Raw genomic sequence first — 16,568 nt, 5'->3', positions numbered from 1 at the left:
AAAGTGATGGTAGTCACACTGACAGGCTCGGCGCGCGGAACACGCTCGAAATCAGCGCTTCCGCGAGGACAGGAAGTACTCGTTGGATTCCTTGCGGTGCATCAGGTAGATCGCACCCGCAGCAAGCACACCTTGGCCGATGCTCAGCACGCTCATGACGATGTTCATCGCACCGGTACTCGATGCGATCGCGAACAGGTCGAGAATCGTGGTGAACACGGTGATCGAGCCGATGACGGTCAGCAGCATGCGCGCCCACATCTTGCCGGCACGCATCCGCTTCACCCAGAACAGGAACAGGGCACCGAATCCCACGACGACGAACAGCGTCACGACGAGCATCACCGTCACCATCGACTGCGTGGATTCGACGGTCATGTCCGCCGCCGCACCCTGTGCTGCGAGGTCGTCGAGCAGAGACTGCGCGAATTCCGCGCGTGCGCCGAACAGCGTCCACACCGAGTACAGCGCCGAGATCGCACCGATCAGTGCAACTCCCCACCACAGGTGCCGGGCAGTCTCCACATCCACCGGTGCCGGGCGAGCGGACGGCTCGAGCTCGGGACCGGACTGAGGGAAGCCGTGTTCGAGCTCCCAGCGGTGCCAGTCCGGTTGCAACGGAGGATTGTTCGGCACGTTGCTGTCAGGATTGCTACCGTCCGCGTTGTTGCTCGGAGGAAAATCGTTCACAGCCAGCCCGCCACTTCGGTTGCCCAGTAGGTCAGTACGACATCTGCACCGGCGCGCCTGATGCCGACGAGCGATTCGAGGACGGCGGCATCCCGGTCGATCCACCCGTTCTGGGCAGCGGCGGTGATCATGGCATACTCCCCCGAAATCTGGTACGCCGCAACCGGAACCGGTGACATCTCGGCCACGTCGCGGAGAATGTCCAGATACGACATCGCCGGCTTGACCATCACCATGTCGGCACCCTCGGCAAGATCGAGCTCGACCTCGTGGGTCGCCTCACGGCGGTTGGCCGCGTCCTGCTGATACGTCCGACGGTCACCCTGCAGCGACGAGCCGACCGCTTCACGAAACGGTCCGTAGAACGCAGACGCGTACTTGGCCGAATACGCCAGCTGCCCCACCTCGACGTGACCGGCCGCATCGAGTCCAGCACGAATGGCACCGACCTGGCCGTCCATCATGCCGCTCGGCCCGAGCAGGTGCGCTCCGGATTCCGCCTGCGCGACGGCCATGTCGACGTACCGCAGCAACGTCGCGTCGTTGTCGATCGAGCCGTTCTCGCTCAGCACACCGCAGTGGCCGTGCGAGGTGAACTCGTCGAGGCAGGTGTCGGCCATGATGACCGTCGAGTCACCGAGATCGGCTTTCAGACGGGCCAGGCCCCGGTTGAGGATTCCGTCGGGATCCGTTGCCCCCGAACCGTTCTCGTCCTTGTCCTCGACCTCGGGGACACCGAACAACATCACGCCGCCGACACCGGCTGCGACTGCTTCCTCGGCGGCCCTGCTCAGCGAGTCCAGCGTGTGCTGGAACACTCCGGGCATCGAACTGATCGCGCGGGGCTCGGAGATGCCGTCGGCGACGAACATCGGCAACACCAGATGCCGTGGCTGCAGCGACGTTTCGGCCACGAGGCGGCGCAGTGCCGGAGTGCGGCGAAGGCGTCGGGGACGGTCGGTGGGGAACAAGCGAACCTGCCTCACTTGGTTCGTCGTGCGCGTTGTGTGTGGCCGGAGCTACGCACAACGCGCACGAGGCGCATTCAGCGCCTGCGTGACTTCTTACCGCCTGCGTGACTTCTTACCGCCTGCGTGACTTCTTGCGCGGTGGCGGCAGTGCACCCTCGGCCCGCAGCCGAGCCGCGTGTTCTGCCAGTGCCTCGACCAGCGGTCCGACCTGAGCCGACTCCGGCTGCACGTCCACGCGCAGACCGAACTCGACGGCCGTCTCGGCGGTCTTCGGGCCGATGCACGCGACGAGCGTGCGAGCATGCGGCTTACCTGCGATACCGACCAGGTTCCGCACGGTGGAGCTCGAGGTGAAGCACACCGCGTCGAATCCACCGGTCTTGATCATCTCGCGGGTCTCGGCGGGGGGTGGCGCTGCCCGGACGGTGCGGTAGGCCGTGACGTCGTCGATCTCCCAGCCGCGTTCGCGCAGCCCTTCGGCGAGCGTCTCGGTAGCAATGTCGGCGCGCGGCAACAGAACTCGATTGACCGGGTCGAAGACCTCGTCGTACGGCGGGAAGTCCTCGAGCAGTCCGAGCGAGCTCTGCTCCCCCGACGGAACGAGTTCGGGATTGATGCCGAACGAGCGCACCTTGGCCGCGGTTGCCTCACCGACACAGGCGATCTTGACGCCGGAGAACGCACGCGCGTCCAGGCCGAATTCCTCGAACTTCTCCCACACCGCGCGAACGGCGTTGGTCGAGGTGAACACGACCCACTGGTAGCGGCCGTCGACCAGGCCCTTGACCGACCGTTCCATCTGAGCCGGGCTGCGCGGGGGCTCGACGGCGATGGTCGGAACTTCGATGGGGATGGCCCCGTGGGTGACGAGGCGATCGCTCATCTCGCCGGCCTGATCCTTGGTGCGTGGCACCAGCACGGTCCAGCCGTACAGTGCGCGAGACTCCCACCAGGACATCTTGTTTCGTCCGGAGACGACCTTGCCGACGGTGACCACCAGAGATCCGACGAGCTCGGATCCCGCGTCGTTGAGGGTGGCCAGTGTGGCCTCGACGGTGCGCTGCTGACGGGTGGTGCCGCGCACGGTGATGGCTGCAGGTGTCTGCGGTGCCAGGCCGTGTTCGACAAGGGCACTGGCGGTTTCGGCCAGGTGCCCCGCCGTGGCGTGCAACACCAGCGGGCCGGGAGCAGCCGCGAGTGCAGCCCAGTCGACCTCGCCGCGAACGTCCGCTTCGGTGTGGCCGGAGCCGAGTGCCATGCCTGCGTAACTGGGTACCGCGGAGCCCGAAGGCAGACCGGGCAGCACCTCGAACGGCACGTGAGTGCGGGCCACGGCACTGACCTCGGCGATCACCGAGTCGGTGGTCAGCGGATCTCCCGAGACCAGACGCACCACATCGTGGCCGTTCTTGGCTTCGGCGAGAAGGGTTTTGGCGACCTCGGCGGGCTCGCCCAGTGCCGGGCGCACCTCGACCCCGTTCTCACCCGTCTCGGCATCGCGAGGGACGTCGGCACCGACGAGAGCGGTGACACCCTTGTCGACGTCGGGATCGGTGAAAGCGAGCTCGGCCGCTCCGAGCACTTCCCGTGCCCGGACCGTGAGCAGAGCCGGGTCACCGGGCCCGGATCCCACGAACAGGATCCGTCCGTTGGTGTTCTTGCGGACTGGGCTCATCGGTTGTTCTCCAGTGCTGTCTTGTATGGGTACTGCAGTTCTATCGGGGTTGCGGTGCCCCGTTTGGGAATCAGCCGGGCAGTGGCGATCGACTCTCTTCGCACTACGGGACGGGTCGCCGCGCGTTTGGCGCGTCCGCGAACGGGTGCCGTTATTGCCCTAGACATGAGATCCGCCCTGTGCTGGTTCGGTGACCGAAACGAGTTCGCGTGCACCGAGATCGAGTAGTTCGCGGGCCAGTTCGCGGCCCAGTTCCTCGGCCCGGTCGGGTGACCCGACGATCGACGCGCGAATGGTGTCGCTGCCGTCGATGGCCGCGACGCAGCCGCGCAGCGACAACTCGTCGAAGATGCGGCCGTCCTCGTCGATGGACTCGACGACCTCGGCGATGGCACCCACCGGCGCGGTGCAGCCGGCTTCGAGTTCGGCGAGCAGTCCGCGTTCGGCGGCCACTGCGGCCCGCGAATGTGCATCGTCCAGTGTGGCGATGGAGGCAGCGAGATCGGTGTCGCCACTGCGACATTCGACGGCCAGTGCACCCTGTGCGGGAGCCGGCAGCAACTGCACCGGATCCAGCGCTTCTGTGACGACGTCCAACCTGCCGATACGGGCCAGTCCTGCCCGCGCGACGATGACGGCGTCGAGCTCACCCGAGGCCACCTTGCCGATGCGGGTGTCGAGGTTGCCGCGCAGGGGTCGAACGTCCAATCCCTGTCCGAGAGCACGCAATTGAGCAATTCGGCGGGGTGCGGAGGTACCCACCTTCGCGTCGGCGGGCAGCTCACCGAGCACGAGCCCGTCGCGGGCCACCAGTGCATCGCGGGGATCTTCACGCGCCGGAATGGCAGCGATGGTGAAGCGCTCGTCGGCGGCGGTCGGCAGATCCTTGTACGAGTGCACGGCGATGTCGACGGTGCCGTCGGCCAGGGCCTCACGCAACGCCGCGGTGAACACCCCGACGCCGATGGTCTGCACCGGTGCTGCCGACAGGTCGCCCGCGGTCTTGACGATCACCAGTTCGGCTTCGACTCCCGCCGCTGCGAGAGCCACCCGAACCGTATCGGCCTGAGTGGTCGCGAGAAGGCTTCCGCGAGTACCGATCTTGACGACGCCGGTCATTCCTGATCCCCCTCGGCGGTGGTTCCGGGGCGAAGATCGGTACGGCTCGCCGTGAAGTCGTCGACCAACTCCAGGGAACCGATTTCCATCGGAGTCGCCACGGCCTCGACCGAACCGGGGCTGAGCTCGAACAATTCGCGCAACGCCGCAGCATAGGAATCTCCGCCGGGAGTGCTGGCGAGCTGCTTGACGCGCACCGTCGGTGAATGCAGCAACTTGTCGACGACGCGGCGCACGGTGCGGGCCACTTCGTCACGCTGCGGGGAGTCGAGCCCGGGCAGCCGCGACTCGAGCCGCAGCAGTTCCCCCTCGACCACCTCGGCGGCGCGCTGGCGCAGCGCTGTGACGGTGGGGGTGACCTCGGCAAGTCGTTGTCCCGCAAGGTAACCCGAGAGCTCGTTGGAAACGATCTCGCGTGCGGCCGACGCGTCGTTCGCGGCAGCTCCGGCAGCGGGGTCGCGCTGCAGGGATTCCATGTCGAAGACGGTGATGCCCGGCAGGCCGGAGACGGCCGGGTCGACGTCGCGCGGTAGCCCCAGGTCGCAGATCACGAGCGGCCGGTCTGCGTCGCGGCGGGCGAGTGCGAGGTGGGCGTCGGCGATGGAGACGACGGCCCCCACCGCACCGGTACAGGTGACGAGGATGTCGGCGGCGGCCACTGCGTCGGCCAGGTTCTCGAGCGCGACCGAGGAGGCGGTGATTCCGTTCGAGACGGCGTTCTCGGCCAGGTGGTCGGCTCGTTCGCGGGTGCGGTTGACGACGGTCAGCGAGTCGATTCCGGCGCGGCCCAGGTGTGCGACGGCGAGTCCGCCCATCGCTCCTGCGCCGAGGACCACCGCGGTGCGGCCGCGGAGCGAGCCGCCGAACACGTCTGCGGCGCGGTCGAGAGCGACGGACACCACCGAGGCTCCGGCGGCGTCGATGCCGGTTTCGCTGTGCACGCGCTTGCCGACTCGCAGAGCCTGCTGCGCGAGTTCGTGCATGACGCGGCCCGATGCCTGCTGACCGTCCGAGGCGGCGTAGGCCGATCGAATCTGGCCGAGGATCTGCTGTTCTCCGATGACCATCGAGTCCAGGCCACTGGCCACGGCGAACAGGTGCTCGACGGCGGCCTCGCTGTACCGAACGTAGGCGTGCTTGGTCAGGTCGGCGATTTCGAGGCCGGAGTGCTCACCGAGAACTTCGCCGACGGCGGTCAGTGCGCCGTGGAACGCGTCGACGACCGCGTAGATCTCGACGCGGTTGCACGTGGAGACCACCATGACCTCGGAGATGTTTCCGCTGGCCATCAGTTTGTCGGTCAGTTTCGGGCGATCGGTGTCCGTGATGGCGACACGCTCGAGGACTGCGACGGGAGCGCTACGGTGCGATATCCCGACGAGAAGGACACTCACGGTGCAATCACCGATCCGTTTCTTGTCGAACTGTTGACTGGGCTTGGATTACCGGCGATGCGCGGGCCGTGACTGCGGCCCAGACGCGAGGTGGAAGGCAGTGGCGACGCCGACACGGGCGTCGGCACCGGGGCCGTCACGATCGTCGGCCCGGACACGTTGCGGGAGCTGTTGAAGGACAGAACCTGCATCTCGACGGCCAGGTCGACTCGGCGTACCTCGACGTGGTCGGGGACGTCGAGAACCATCGGCGAGAAGCTCAGGATGCACTCGACTCCGCCCGAAACGAACCGGCCCGCCACCTGGTGGACGGCCTCGTCGGGAGTGGCGATGACGCCGATGGTCGCCTCGAGTTCGCGGCAGGCGTCTTCGAGCTCGTCGATATGCCGAACGGTGAGTCCCTCGACCTCGGTGCCGACTCGCGCGGGGTCGTTGTCGAACAGGCCGACCATGGTGAATCCGCGACGTGCGAAGCCGCCGTATCCGGCGAGGGCCTGACCGAGGTTGCCCACTCCGGCCAGTACGACGCGGTGGCCACGGTCGAGTCCGAGAGCACTGTCGATCTTGGCGCGCAGGCGCGCGACGTCGTAACCGACTCCGCGCACACCGTTGGGTCCGAGGAACGAGAGATCTTTGCGCAATTTCGCTGATCCGACGCCTGCTGCGGTGGCAAGCTCTTCACTCGAGACGATGAGAACACCTTCGTCTGCAAGGATCGAGAGGACCCGCAGGTATGTCGCCAGACGAGTGACCGTAGCCTGAGGGATGACCCGCTCTACGCCGCTGGGCGACGGGCGCTCTTCGGTCACGTCTGGGGCTCCTCGTCCGAACGGCGTCGATGCCGGTCTTCACGCTGATCCTGCGTTCGTGTCTATTTCACGAATGCTGTTCACACCACGGTAACTGCTTGTGAACGAATGAACAAAGTTGCGCATACCGGCCCTCACCTGCACACGGAGAGCAATCACACGTTCTTAGGGTGCCCTGCCCGGCCCAGATCGGCCCGCAATCGGGGCACGTCGACCTCCCAGTAACTGTGCTCGACACCGTCGAGTAGCACCACGGGCACTCGGTCGCCGTACTCCGCGCGCAGGTCAGGCGATTCGGCCGCGGCCTCGTCCACGTCGATGACTGTCACGGAGACGCCGAATTCGGCGCACACCTCGTGCAGCACCGCGGACGCGTGGGTGCAGGAATGGCAGCCTGCGCGGGTGAGAAGTGCCACGCCGGACGGAGTCGTTTCCATCCGTCCACTCTGACATGCCGGCAACAGAGACGAAGGTCACAGCTGCGCGGTGCGTCGGGAACTGTTCATCGTCGGTAGGTGCCGTCGTGCGACGCTCGTGTCGGACGCACGCATTAGGCTGCGAGTGACGTACTGGCGAGGGAGGTGGACGTGGTGACTGACGGGGGCACAGACCTGCCGATCGAGGACACGCCCGATGTCGACATGGTCGACACGAACGATCCGGACGGGGACAAGCAGCGCAAGCGGCGTATTCGCCGGATTCGCAATCCGTTCGGCCCGTCCGATGCGGAGGTCCGCGCCAACGTCGCGGGTGAAGCGAGCGCCGATGCCGCTCTCGCCCTGCAGGTCGAGTCCGAGGGAGCGGTTCCCCGCGATCTGACCGCAGCCGCCTTCTTCGACGTGGACAACACCATGGTGCAGGGCGCATCGATCATCCATTTCGCGCGCGGACTCGCCGCCCGAAAGTACTTCACCACGGGCGACGTCGCCCAATTCGCTTGGCAGCAAGTCAAATTCAGGGTCAGCGGCAAGGAGAACAGCGAGGACGTGGCCAGTGGCCGCGAGAAGGCGCTTTCGTTCATAACTGGTCGCCCCACTGCCGAGCTGAGCCGGCTCGGCGAGGAAATCTACGACGAGATGATCGCCGACAAGATCTGGGCGGGCACCCGTGCCCTCGCCCAGATGCACCTCGACGCAGGTCAGCAGGTGTGGTTGGTCACCGCCACTCCCCTCGAACTGGCGCAGATCATCGCGAAGCGGCTGGGCCTGACGGGCGCGCTGGGAACTGTCGCCGAGAGTAAGGACGGCGTCTTCACCGGCCGTCTCGTCGGCGACATCCTGCACGGCATCGGCAAAGCTCATGCGGTGCGGTCGTTGGCCGTACGAGAAGGCCTCAACCTCAAGCGGTGCACCGCGTATTCGGACAGCCACAACGACGTGCCGATGCTCTCGCTCGTCGGTACCGCGGTCGCGATCAACCCCGATCCGGACCTGCGTGAGCTGGCGAAGAACCGCGGCTGGGAAATTCGCGACTATCGCACCGGACGCAAGGCCGCCAAGATCGGCGTTCCCACTGCGCTGGCCCTGGGCGCGGTGGGCGGCGGTCTCGCTGCGGTGATCGGTCGCCGCAAGGCCTGACCTCGTCCGTCCGTCGGGTCAGAGCGTCAGTTGCATCAGGGTCAGGTCCAGCCAGCGCCCGAACTTGACCCCCACCTCCGGCATCTGTCCGACGCGCACGAATCCGAACTTCTCGTGCAGTGCGATGGACGTGGTGTTCTCGGATTCGATGAACCCCACCAACACGTGGATGTCGCCGCCTCGGGCCCGGTCGATCAATTCGCTCAGCAGGGCACTGGCCAGGCCGCGGCGATAGAAGTCGCGGTGGATGTACACCGAATGTTCCACCGAGTGCCGATAGCCGCTCTTGACTCGCCACTGTCCGTACGACGCGTAGCCGGCGACCCGGCCGTCGACCTCCGCGGTGAGTACCGGGTACCCGGCAGCGATCCGTCCCTCGAACCACGCTGTGCGATCGGCGAGGTCCACCTGTTCCTCGTCCCAGATGGCGGTGGTGTTGGCGACCGCATCGTTGTGGATGTCGAGAATGTCGGGGAGGTCTTCTACCGTGGTGTCGCGAATATGCACTGGCAGAGGATAACCCGAGCTATCCGAGAAAGACGTTGCGTCTCTTGGCAAGCAGTCGGTACAGCGTGTGCTGAATGGTTTCGCGCACGTGGTCGGTCAGCTCGAAGAGCACCATCGGATCCTCGAACGCGGTGGCGTCGTAGGAGTCGGTGTGGATGGGCTTGCCGAACTCGATGTACCACTTCGACGGCAACGGAATCAGGCCCAGCGGCCCGAGATGCGGGAAGAACGGTGTCACCGGGAAGTACGGCATCCCCATCAGTCGTGCCAGCGGGGCGATGTCGCCGATCTTCGGGTAGATCTCCTCTGACCCGACGATGGAGCACGGAATGATCGGCGCACCCGTTCGCAGCGCAGCCGAGACGAAGCCGCCGCGGCCGAACCGCTGCAACTTGTACCGCTCACTGAACGGTTTGCCGATGCCCTTGAAGCCCTCCGGGAACACGGCGGCAACTTCCCCGGTGCGCAGCAGCCGCTCCGCGTCGGGATTGCACGCCAGCGTATGCCCGGCCTTGCGGGCGATCGTGCCGACGCCGGGCATCTCGAATGCCATGTCGGCAGCCAACATTCGCAACGGCCGGTGGGCAGGGTGATGATCGCGCACGGCAACCGACGTCATCAGCGCATCGACCGGTACGACTCCGGCGTGGTTGGCCACGACGAGCGCACCTCCCTCGGCGGGGATGTTCTCGATGCCCTTGACCTCGACGCGGAACCATTTGTCGAACAGCGGACGCAGCAGCGGCAGCCACACGGCATCGGCGAAGTGCGGGTCGTAGCCGAACTCGTCGACGCTGTAGTCGCCGGCCAGGCGTCGACGCACGAACTCGGCGACCGAGGAGATCTGGTCGACGATCGCGGTCTTGGTGTCGTCGATCATCGACAGCACGGGTGCCGCTTCTGCGGCGATCGTGGCCGCAGAAGCGGCGGGGGTCGGGTCCACCAGCGGCGTCGGCTCACGTGGATCGGCGTAGGCCGATGGGTGCCGCTCGCGTGAACCCTGCGCTGCGCGGGCGGACCGGGCGGACGCGCCGCCGTGCAAGGGAATGACTTTGGCCACGTCGCTCACCTGTCCGCTCCGGATTCTCGCGCCGTGTCGGCACTGCCGAGCGCGGCCAGTACGCGCGCCGCGGACGCCCCCGTGTCGACGGCCCCGAGCAGCCGATTCTCGATCGCGTCGACCCATTCGGTTCGGACGACCGGCCGCAGCGCTGCGCCCCGGACGAAGTCGTCGAACGCCTGGACTGTGGTCCACCGAGGCTCGAACCCGAGGACGGACCGCATCCGTGTGGTGTCCAGCCCGCAACCGAAATGGAAGTAATCGAGTTGCTCGGTGGTGAATTCGCGCATCATTCCGCCCATGAGTGCCCGCCCCACGCTCTTGAACAGTGGAAACGGCACCGGAACCTGCACTCGACCGGCACGTCGAATGGCCTGCGAGAGCATGATGGTGCCGTCGGCACCGATGTTGAACGTGCCTGCAGGCCCGCCGATGGTCGCGCGTTCGAGGGCCGCAAGGGCGTCTTCCTCGTGCAACAGCTGCATGCGCGCGTCGCGTCCGACGATGCTCGGGATCAGCGGTGACGTCATGTACCGCGAGATGGTGCCGTTGAGCCGCGGGCCGATCAGTGGGGCCATACGCAGGATCGATACCGCGATGTCCGGGCGACGACGACCGAGTCCGCGAATGTAGCCCTCGATGTCGATGGTGTCCTTGGCGTACGCGCCGCTCGGTGGGCGTCGGGCACTCATCTCCTCGGTGAATTTCACCGGATCCTTGGCGCTGCATCCGTATACCGAGGACGACGACCGCAGGACCACCTTCTCCACGGTCGGCGACTTCTGACACACCGCGAACAGCTGCATGGCTCCGATGACGTTGAGGTCTTTCATCGTCGCGCGGCCGCCGGATTTCGGAGGCTTGGCGACCGTGGCCGCATGCACGACGGTATCGACGCCGGCGTTACGAATCACCTTGCCGATCAACGGGTTTCGAATATCGGCACGAACGAATTCCGCGCGACCCATACGTCGCAGCAGATCTTTGCTCGGAGATTTCTCGTCGACAGCGATGACACGTTCGATGCGAGGGTTCTGAGCGAGCCGGGTGACGAGGTATCCGCCGAGGAATCGACTGGCACCGGTCACGAGCACCACTCGGGGCGCGGCAACACCACGATCGCTCGGACTCACTGCGCCTCCCCAACTTCGGCTCCCGTGCCGAGCCTACTGGATCGACAGGTTTCCGCGAGGTCTGAAAGGAAAGGAGGTCCGAAAGGAAAGGAGGCCTGGAAGGAAAGATGCAACTCGCCTTCGAACGAGCAGAGCCCGCCACCGATGGTGACGGGCTCGGCCGTGAAGCAGATGACGGCAGGCTTATTTGCCGAGTTTCCTGCGCTGCACGCGGGTACGACGAAGCAGCTTGCGGTGCTTCTTCTTCGACATGCGCTTGCGACGCTTCTTGATCACTGAACCCATGCGGGTGTCCTCACGTTCTTCTCTAGCGTTTTCGCGCACGCCGTTTGCGTACGCCTACCTGACAACCAAGCCCGAAGGCTTCGAGCCAACAACCTTGGTCACCGAGCTGGCGCTGGGGCCACGTACTCGCCCACGGCTGCACACCGGCTGGCTGGCACGACGAACGCCAATCCTACCGGTGTGAGCCGTGACTTACGAAACCGGCCCGGTCTTACGACCTAGCTACGTGCACTAGCCTGCGTCGAAATACGAGGTCTCGAGATAGTCGTGTACCGCCTTGGCGTGCACACGAAAAGATCGACCCACCCGTACTGCGGGCAGCTCTCCGCCGTGCACCAGTCGGTACACGGTCATTTTCGAAACTCTCATCAGAGTCGCCACCTCGGCGACAGTGAGGAACTGTGTTCCGGCCAAAGCCGGTTGACCGTCCGGGGACGAACCCTTGGACGGCTTGTTTATAGACGCCATCAATCCACTTACCTCCGGCACGTCTCATGCGGCAGGCTTCCCCTCCTGCCGAACAGACACGCACGTGCTGCCCCCGAGCCTATAGGGACAGATGGGGTTACTGCGACGGGTGTGGGGAAAAGATTTTTTATTCTGCTGTGATGCCCATCTCAATCGATCGGGCGTTGGCTGCACCGAGAGCATCGAAAAACGCAGCTCGGAGGCCGTTTCGCTCCAATTCGCGTACCGCCGCGGCGGTCGTTCCGCCCGGGGAGGTCACGGCATACCGAAGCTCGCTGGCGGACTCGTCCGAGCGATCCAGCATCGCTCCCGACCCCACCATCGTCTGTGCGACGAGTGCAGACGCGACATCCCGGCTCAATCCCAGGCCCACTCCCGCGTCGATCATGGCCTCGGCGACCAGGAAGAAATAGGCCGGACCGGACCCGGACACGGCCGTCACCGCGTCGAGCTGATGTTCCTTGACGACGACGACCTTGCCGACGGCCGAGAGGATGGAGCGGACGAGCTCGAGGTGCTCGGCGCGGGCGTACTTCCCCGGGGCCAGCACACTGACGCCCTCCCCTACCAGCATGGGGGTGTTGGGCATGACCCGTACGACCGGGAATCCGGCGGGGAGCTTGGGCTCGAACTTGGCGGTGGGCACGCCTGCGGCGAGCGAGACGATGAGTTGTTCGCGGTCACCGTCGAGCTCGATCTTGGTGATCTGATTCAGGGCGCCCTCGACGTCTGCCGGCTTGACCGCCAGCACGATGACGTCGGCTCCCTCGGCCGCGTCGGCGACACTGGCGGTCAGCACTCCGAAGTCCTTCGCGATCTCTTTGGCGCGCGGCTCGGACTTCTCGGCGACCACGAGGTCGCGCACGGCATGACCGGCCTCGAGGAGTCCCGCAATCAATGCCTCGCCGATCCGTCCGCCACCGATCACTGCAATTCTCGTCATACGGCCAAGCCTGCCATGTCAGTTCGAGCGCGGCACCATCGCCAACTGTCGGCTCTGCACCACCACGGCACCGGTCGAGTCGAGTATCAGGTGGTCCTCCTCGAACCAGGTGCTGCCGATGACGGAGCTGGTCGCTGCCACTCGCAGCCACCCCGGAGCCGGGCGGCGACGCAGATATGTCGTCAGCTGGACCGTCGGTGCCCAGCCGAACATTCCGCGGTTCATCGTCACCGGGGCCGAGATGTCGCCTGCCATCAACGCGAAGAGCACCGACGTGTCGGCGTCGGCTTCGTCGCCCGCGAAGGGGCGCACCCACAGTCGAATTTCGGCCTCACCCTGCTGACCGGTGAGAAACGATGCCGACGACGGTTCGATCCGCATCTCGCAGCCCTTGGCGACGTGCACGATCGACGCCATGGGGTGATCGCCTGCCACCGCGAGGGTGTCCGCAGGAGGCTCCGCGGCCATCGACGTCAGCGACAACGGGGTTTCGTGGTTCGGTTCCTCCGAGTCGGGCCGACCGAGGGTGACCACCGCCCGCACTGCGACACGTCCGGCCTGAGTCAGCTCGACGTCGACGTGCGAGACCTGCCTGCCGCGCTTGCGCACGATCGTCGTGAGCGCTACTTCGCCGGGATCGGGCGCGGCCAGATAACTGACGCTGACGGCCAACGGCTGGATCTCGACCTGGGCCGGGTCGATCAGCACGATCTGCTGACGCGCCGCGGCCGCGCAGATGGCGAGCATCGCCCCGCCGTGCACTTTGGGGCCGATGGTCCAGGTGGAATCGATCGCACCGGCGAAGGACGCGGTGTCTGCGGAGACGTCGAGCGGGACCAGTGTGGTTGCTGCCCGGAACGGGCTGGTGGAACTCATTCCGGACAACTTACCGGCAGTCAGGACAGGTGTGCGCGGGCGAACTGCAGCGCCTGGTCCAGCATCGACGAACGCTCGGGCACCGTGCGCGCATTCTGAGTGTTGATCTCGATGACGGCTTGACCGTCGAATCCACGCCGCACCAGTTCGGTGCAGACCTGGGCGCAGGGCTGGCTGCCGTGCCCCGGGATCAGGTGCTCGTCCACGGACGCGCCGCGGCCGTCGGCCAGATGCAGGTGCGCTATCCCGTCGCCCATCCGGTCGAGCATCTCGAGTGCATCGGAGCCCGCGGTCGCGGTGTGTGAGAGGTCGAGTGTGTAGTGGCCGTGACCGACGTCGGTCGGGTCGTACGACGGCGAGAACGCCGACAGCGCCGCTCCCGGGCCTCCGCGTCGTTCCAGCCGTTGGGCGGATTTCTCCTTGCGCCCGAAGAATCTGTCGGCACGCATCGGGAACATGTTCTCCACTGCGACCACGACGTGGGAGTTCGATTCCAGTTCCGCCACCTGATCGGCGAATCCATCGCTGTACTTGCGCTGCCAGCGGAACGGCGGATGCACGACGACGGTCGCCGAACCGAGCTTCTCGGCCACTTCGACCGACCGGGCCAGTTTGACGATCGGATCCGATCCCCACACCCGCTGTGAGATCAGCAGACACGGCGCATGGATGGCCTGTACCGGCATCGAGTACTCACGTGACAGCGCAGCCACCGCATCGACGTTCTGACTGATCGATTCGGCCCACACCATCAGTTCGACGCCGTCGTAACCCAGATCGGCGGCATAGCGAAACGCCGCCTCGGTGTTCTGCGGATACACCGAGGCCGTGGACAATCCGACTTTGATTCGCTTCGCCGCCATCGTTGTCGAAACTCAGCCGGTACTGAGCTGGAAGGCCAACGGACCGAGTGTGACGAACACACCGACGGCTATGGCAATGACGATCGAGACCAGATCATCGGTACGCCGGAGAATCCTCACCACCGCGACGAGACCGACGATGACCAGCACCGACAGCACGAGCGCCACCCATGGCAGCACGTCCCACAGCTGCTCGAAGCCCTTGAACAGCAGCGCACCGACGACGATCGACACAACGGCCTGCCCGATGAGCACCAGCCACTGCCGAACCGCGCCGCCCTTGCCCTTGACCGGGGACTTGTCCTTGCTTCCCGTGTCCTTGCTCGCCTTGTCCTTGCTCGCCTTGTCCTTACTCGCCGACTTGCGTCGATCGGCACGCGAGCCGGTACTCGGGGTGTCGGCGGTCTTCGGGTCGGCAGGGTCGTCGTCGGTGGTCGGCTTCGTGAGGTCGACTACCTCGGGTATGACCTGAGTGCCGGCCTCGTCGGCCGATTCATCATTGGTCTTCTCGTCAGCGATCTTCTTGTCAGCGGTCTTCTCGTCGTCGACCTCGATGCCGCGCGTGATGCGCGGGGTGACCGCGGTCTTCGCCAGGTCGTCCACCTCGACGAGAGCGGCATGTGGGCTCTCCACGAGCGGCGCACGCGAGGTGACGTCGGTCTTGGGTTCGGCGGATTCGGTCGAACGCGGCGGCTGGAATCCCGCCGATCGACGGGCCCGTCCCTGCTCGGCCTGAGTCGCCCCGTACGGGCGTCGCTCCGATCCCTGCGCGGCAGGAGCAGCGGGCCGCAACCCGCGCGCGGTGTCGTCGTGCGATCGATTGAGCAGGTCTCCGGCGACGGTCGTGGAGCCCGACAGCAGTTCCGGTTCGGGCTGCTGCTTGTCGCGCTTGCCTGCCGGTTGGTACGGGGTCGGGCGGGTGCTCTGGGGCCGGGCCGGTTGCGGCTTGGACGACGTGGTCGTGTTGCCGTCGGATGCACTGCTCGTGGGCTCGTTCGCAGCGGTATCGGGAGCTTCGTCCTGCGGCTCGTCGACGACGGGTGCGCTGCGGTCGCCGGGTTCGTCACGAACGACGGGAATCTCCCCGGTCAGTTCGGCCACGGAGATGCCGCCCTTGACGCCTCGCCGGCGTCGCCCTCCTGCCGTCAGGTTGGTCTTCTGGCCGTTTCTGGCCAACAGCTCGGCGACCGAGATCTGCCCGGTGTCTTCCGGGTTGGCGTCGCTCATCTCGAACTCCCCACCAGATCGCCGTCGGCTTCGGTGTCCAGCTTCCTCAAAATCAAACCTTCCCTCAGCGCCCACGGACAGATCTCGAGTGATTCCACCGACAGTGCCCGCATGCTCGCCTCCGCTACCAGCGCCCCGGCCACCAGTTGTGGTGACCTGTCGGCACTGATGCCTTCCAATTCTGCACGGTCGGCGGCCGTCATCCGCGATATGAACGCGATGAGTTGCCTCAGACCGCTCGCCGTCAGCGTTCTCGTCACTCGCGGACCGGCTGCGGAAGGCGCAGCACCGGTCAAGCGAGCCAACGAACGAAATGTCTTCGACGTTCCCACCGCGCGGTCTGCATCGCCCGCAGCCAACAGTTCCTTGGCCGGTGTCGCGAGTTCGGCATCCAACCAGTCACGAAGCACGGCGATACGACGCTTTCCCGGAGGATCCTCGTCGAGCCAGTCCCGAGTGAGGCGGCCGGCACCGAGCTGCAGGGAGAACGCCACGTCGGGATTCTCGTCGCTGCCGCTGGTCAGTTCCAGCGATCCGCCGCCGATGTCGAGTCCGAGGATGCGCCCGGCGCTCCAGCCGTACCAGCGGCGCACGGCCAGGAACGTCAATCTGGCCTCGTCCACGCCCGACAGGGTTTCCAGGGCCACTCCGGTCTCGGCGAGAACACGCGCGAGAACGTCGTCGGAGTTGTAGGCGTCGCGCACCGCAGAGGTGGCGAACGCCATCAGTTCACTGCAACCCGACCGGGCGGCGATGGCGGCGAACTCACGCACCTCGTCGACGAGCCGATCGGCACCTGCAGGAGTGATGTTGCCGAACGCGTCGGTGTTCTCCGACAGGCGCAACGTCGCCTTGCTCGAGCTCATCGGCGTCGGGTGTGCGCCACGGTGTGCGTCCACTACGAGCAGATGCACCGTGTTGCTACCGACGTCGAGCACCCCTAATCGCACAACCCCACGGTACTGGGTCTA

General features: G+C 65.9%; 18 protein-coding genes. 1 reads left to right on the top strand and 17 read right to left on the bottom strand.

Annotated features, from left to right (window positions below):
• Positions 1–51: 51 nt before the first annotated feature.
• The 7 genes from CH281_RS01620 to CH281_RS01590 all read right to left on the bottom strand — a co-directional run bounded on the left by CH281_RS01620 (position 52) and on the right by CH281_RS01590 (position 7,095).
• Entirely contained in the window at positions 52–690 is a 639-nt protein-coding gene (locus CH281_RS01620; protein WP_256983313.1) for a hypothetical protein, read from the bottom strand.
• Positions 687–1,661, bottom strand: coding sequence for a porphobilinogen synthase (gene hemB, locus CH281_RS01615; RefSeq protein WP_094692878.1), 975 nt, complete (start codon positions 1,659–1,661; stop codon positions 687–689). Before hemB ends, CH281_RS01620 begins: the two co-directional genes overlap by 4 nt.
• Positions 1,662–1,773: 112 nt before the next feature.
• On the bottom strand, positions 1,774–3,336 hold the full coding sequence (locus tag CH281_RS01610) for a uroporphyrinogen-III synthase (protein ID WP_027498347.1): 1,563 nt from the start codon (positions 3,334–3,336) through the stop codon (positions 1,774–1,776).
• A gap of 159 nt (positions 3,337–3,495) precedes the next feature.
• On the bottom strand, positions 3,496–4,455 hold the full coding sequence (hemC, locus tag CH281_RS01605; protein WP_027498348.1) for a hydroxymethylbilane synthase: 960 nt from the start codon (positions 4,453–4,455) through the stop codon (positions 3,496–3,498).
• Positions 4,452–5,849: a glutamyl-tRNA reductase gene (locus CH281_RS01600; RefSeq protein WP_032365215.1), complete on the bottom strand. Its 1,398-nt coding sequence runs from the start codon at positions 5,847–5,849 to the stop codon at positions 4,452–4,454. The genes hemC and CH281_RS01600 overlap by 4 nt, the downstream gene beginning before the upstream one ends.
• On the bottom strand, positions 5,846–6,658 hold the full coding sequence (locus tag CH281_RS01595) for a redox-sensing transcriptional repressor Rex (protein WP_027498350.1): 813 nt from the start codon (positions 6,656–6,658) through the stop codon (positions 5,846–5,848). Before CH281_RS01595 ends, CH281_RS01600 begins: the two co-directional genes overlap by 4 nt.
• Positions 6,659–6,813: 155 nt before the next feature.
• Entirely contained in the window at positions 6,814–7,095 is a 282-nt protein-coding gene (locus CH281_RS01590; protein WP_094692664.1) for a glutaredoxin family protein, read from the bottom strand.
• A gap of 204 nt (positions 7,096–7,299) precedes the next feature.
• Here CH281_RS01590 and CH281_RS01585 point away from each other — a divergent pair, with 204 nt between their 5' ends.
• A complete protein-coding gene (locus CH281_RS01585; protein ID WP_045840673.1) occupies positions 7,300–8,235 on the top strand; it encodes an HAD family hydrolase in 936 nt (311 codons plus the stop codon).
• A gap of 18 nt (positions 8,236–8,253) precedes the next feature.
• Here CH281_RS01585 and CH281_RS01580 read toward each other — a convergent pair whose 3' ends face one another.
• The 10 genes from CH281_RS01580 to CH281_RS01535 all read right to left on the bottom strand — a co-directional run bounded on the left by CH281_RS01580 (position 8,254) and on the right by CH281_RS01535 (position 16,547).
• Positions 8,254–8,742 (bottom strand): GNAT family N-acetyltransferase, encoded by a 489-nt coding sequence (locus tag CH281_RS01580; RefSeq protein ID WP_032365213.1) that lies wholly within the window; start codon positions 8,740–8,742, stop codon positions 8,254–8,256.
• A 19-nt stretch (positions 8,743–8,761) separates the two neighbouring features.
• Positions 8,762–9,811, bottom strand: coding sequence for a lysophospholipid acyltransferase family protein (locus tag CH281_RS01575; RefSeq protein WP_027498354.1), 1,050 nt, complete (start codon positions 9,809–9,811; stop codon positions 8,762–8,764).
• Positions 9,808–10,935, bottom strand: a complete 1,128-nt coding sequence (locus CH281_RS01570; RefSeq protein ID WP_256983312.1) for an NAD-dependent epimerase/dehydratase family protein — start codon at positions 10,933–10,935, stop codon at positions 9,808–9,810. Before CH281_RS01570 ends, CH281_RS01575 begins: the two co-directional genes overlap by 4 nt.
• A 183-nt stretch (positions 10,936–11,118) precedes the next feature.
• On the bottom strand, positions 11,119–11,220 hold the full coding sequence (locus CH281_RS01565) for a 30S ribosomal protein bS22 (protein WP_003402602.1): 102 nt from the start codon (positions 11,218–11,220) through the stop codon (positions 11,119–11,121).
• 231 nt (positions 11,221–11,451) lie between these two features.
• Positions 11,452–11,688, bottom strand: a complete 237-nt coding sequence (locus tag CH281_RS01560; RefSeq protein ID WP_008713658.1) for a helix-turn-helix domain-containing protein — start codon at positions 11,686–11,688, stop codon at positions 11,452–11,454.
• 127 nt (positions 11,689–11,815) lie between these two features.
• Complete coding sequence (gene proC, locus CH281_RS01555; protein ID WP_027498355.1) at positions 11,816–12,631, bottom strand: pyrroline-5-carboxylate reductase; 816 nt, start codon at positions 12,629–12,631, stop codon at positions 11,816–11,818.
• Between the two features lie 18 nt (positions 12,632–12,649).
• Positions 12,650–13,507, bottom strand: coding sequence for a thioesterase family protein (locus tag CH281_RS01550; protein ID WP_032369773.1), 858 nt, complete (start codon positions 13,505–13,507; stop codon positions 12,650–12,652).
• Positions 13,508–13,527: 20 nt separating this feature from the next.
• On the bottom strand, positions 13,528–14,370 hold the full coding sequence (locus tag CH281_RS01545; protein WP_094692662.1) for a sugar phosphate isomerase/epimerase family protein: 843 nt from the start codon (positions 14,368–14,370) through the stop codon (positions 13,528–13,530).
• Positions 14,371–14,382: 12 nt separating this feature from the next.
• Entirely contained in the window at positions 14,383–15,597 is a 1,215-nt protein-coding gene (locus CH281_RS01540) for a hypothetical protein (RefSeq protein WP_094692660.1), read from the bottom strand.
• Positions 15,594–16,547 carry a Ppx/GppA phosphatase family protein gene (locus CH281_RS01535; RefSeq protein WP_032365208.1) on the bottom strand — a complete coding sequence of 318 codons (954 nt, stop codon included), beginning with the start codon at positions 16,545–16,547 and terminating at the stop codon, positions 15,594–15,596. Before CH281_RS01535 ends, CH281_RS01540 begins: the two co-directional genes overlap by 4 nt.
• Between the last annotated feature and the right edge of the window lie 21 nt (positions 16,548–16,568).

Source organism: Rhodococcus sp. 06-221-2 (assembly GCF_002258365.1).
GTDB lineage: Bacteria > Actinomycetota > Actinomycetes > Mycobacteriales > Mycobacteriaceae > Rhodococcoides > Rhodococcoides fascians.
The sequence above is the reverse complement of the archived record's forward strand: the minus strand, read 5'-3'. Positions and strand labels throughout refer to the sequence as shown.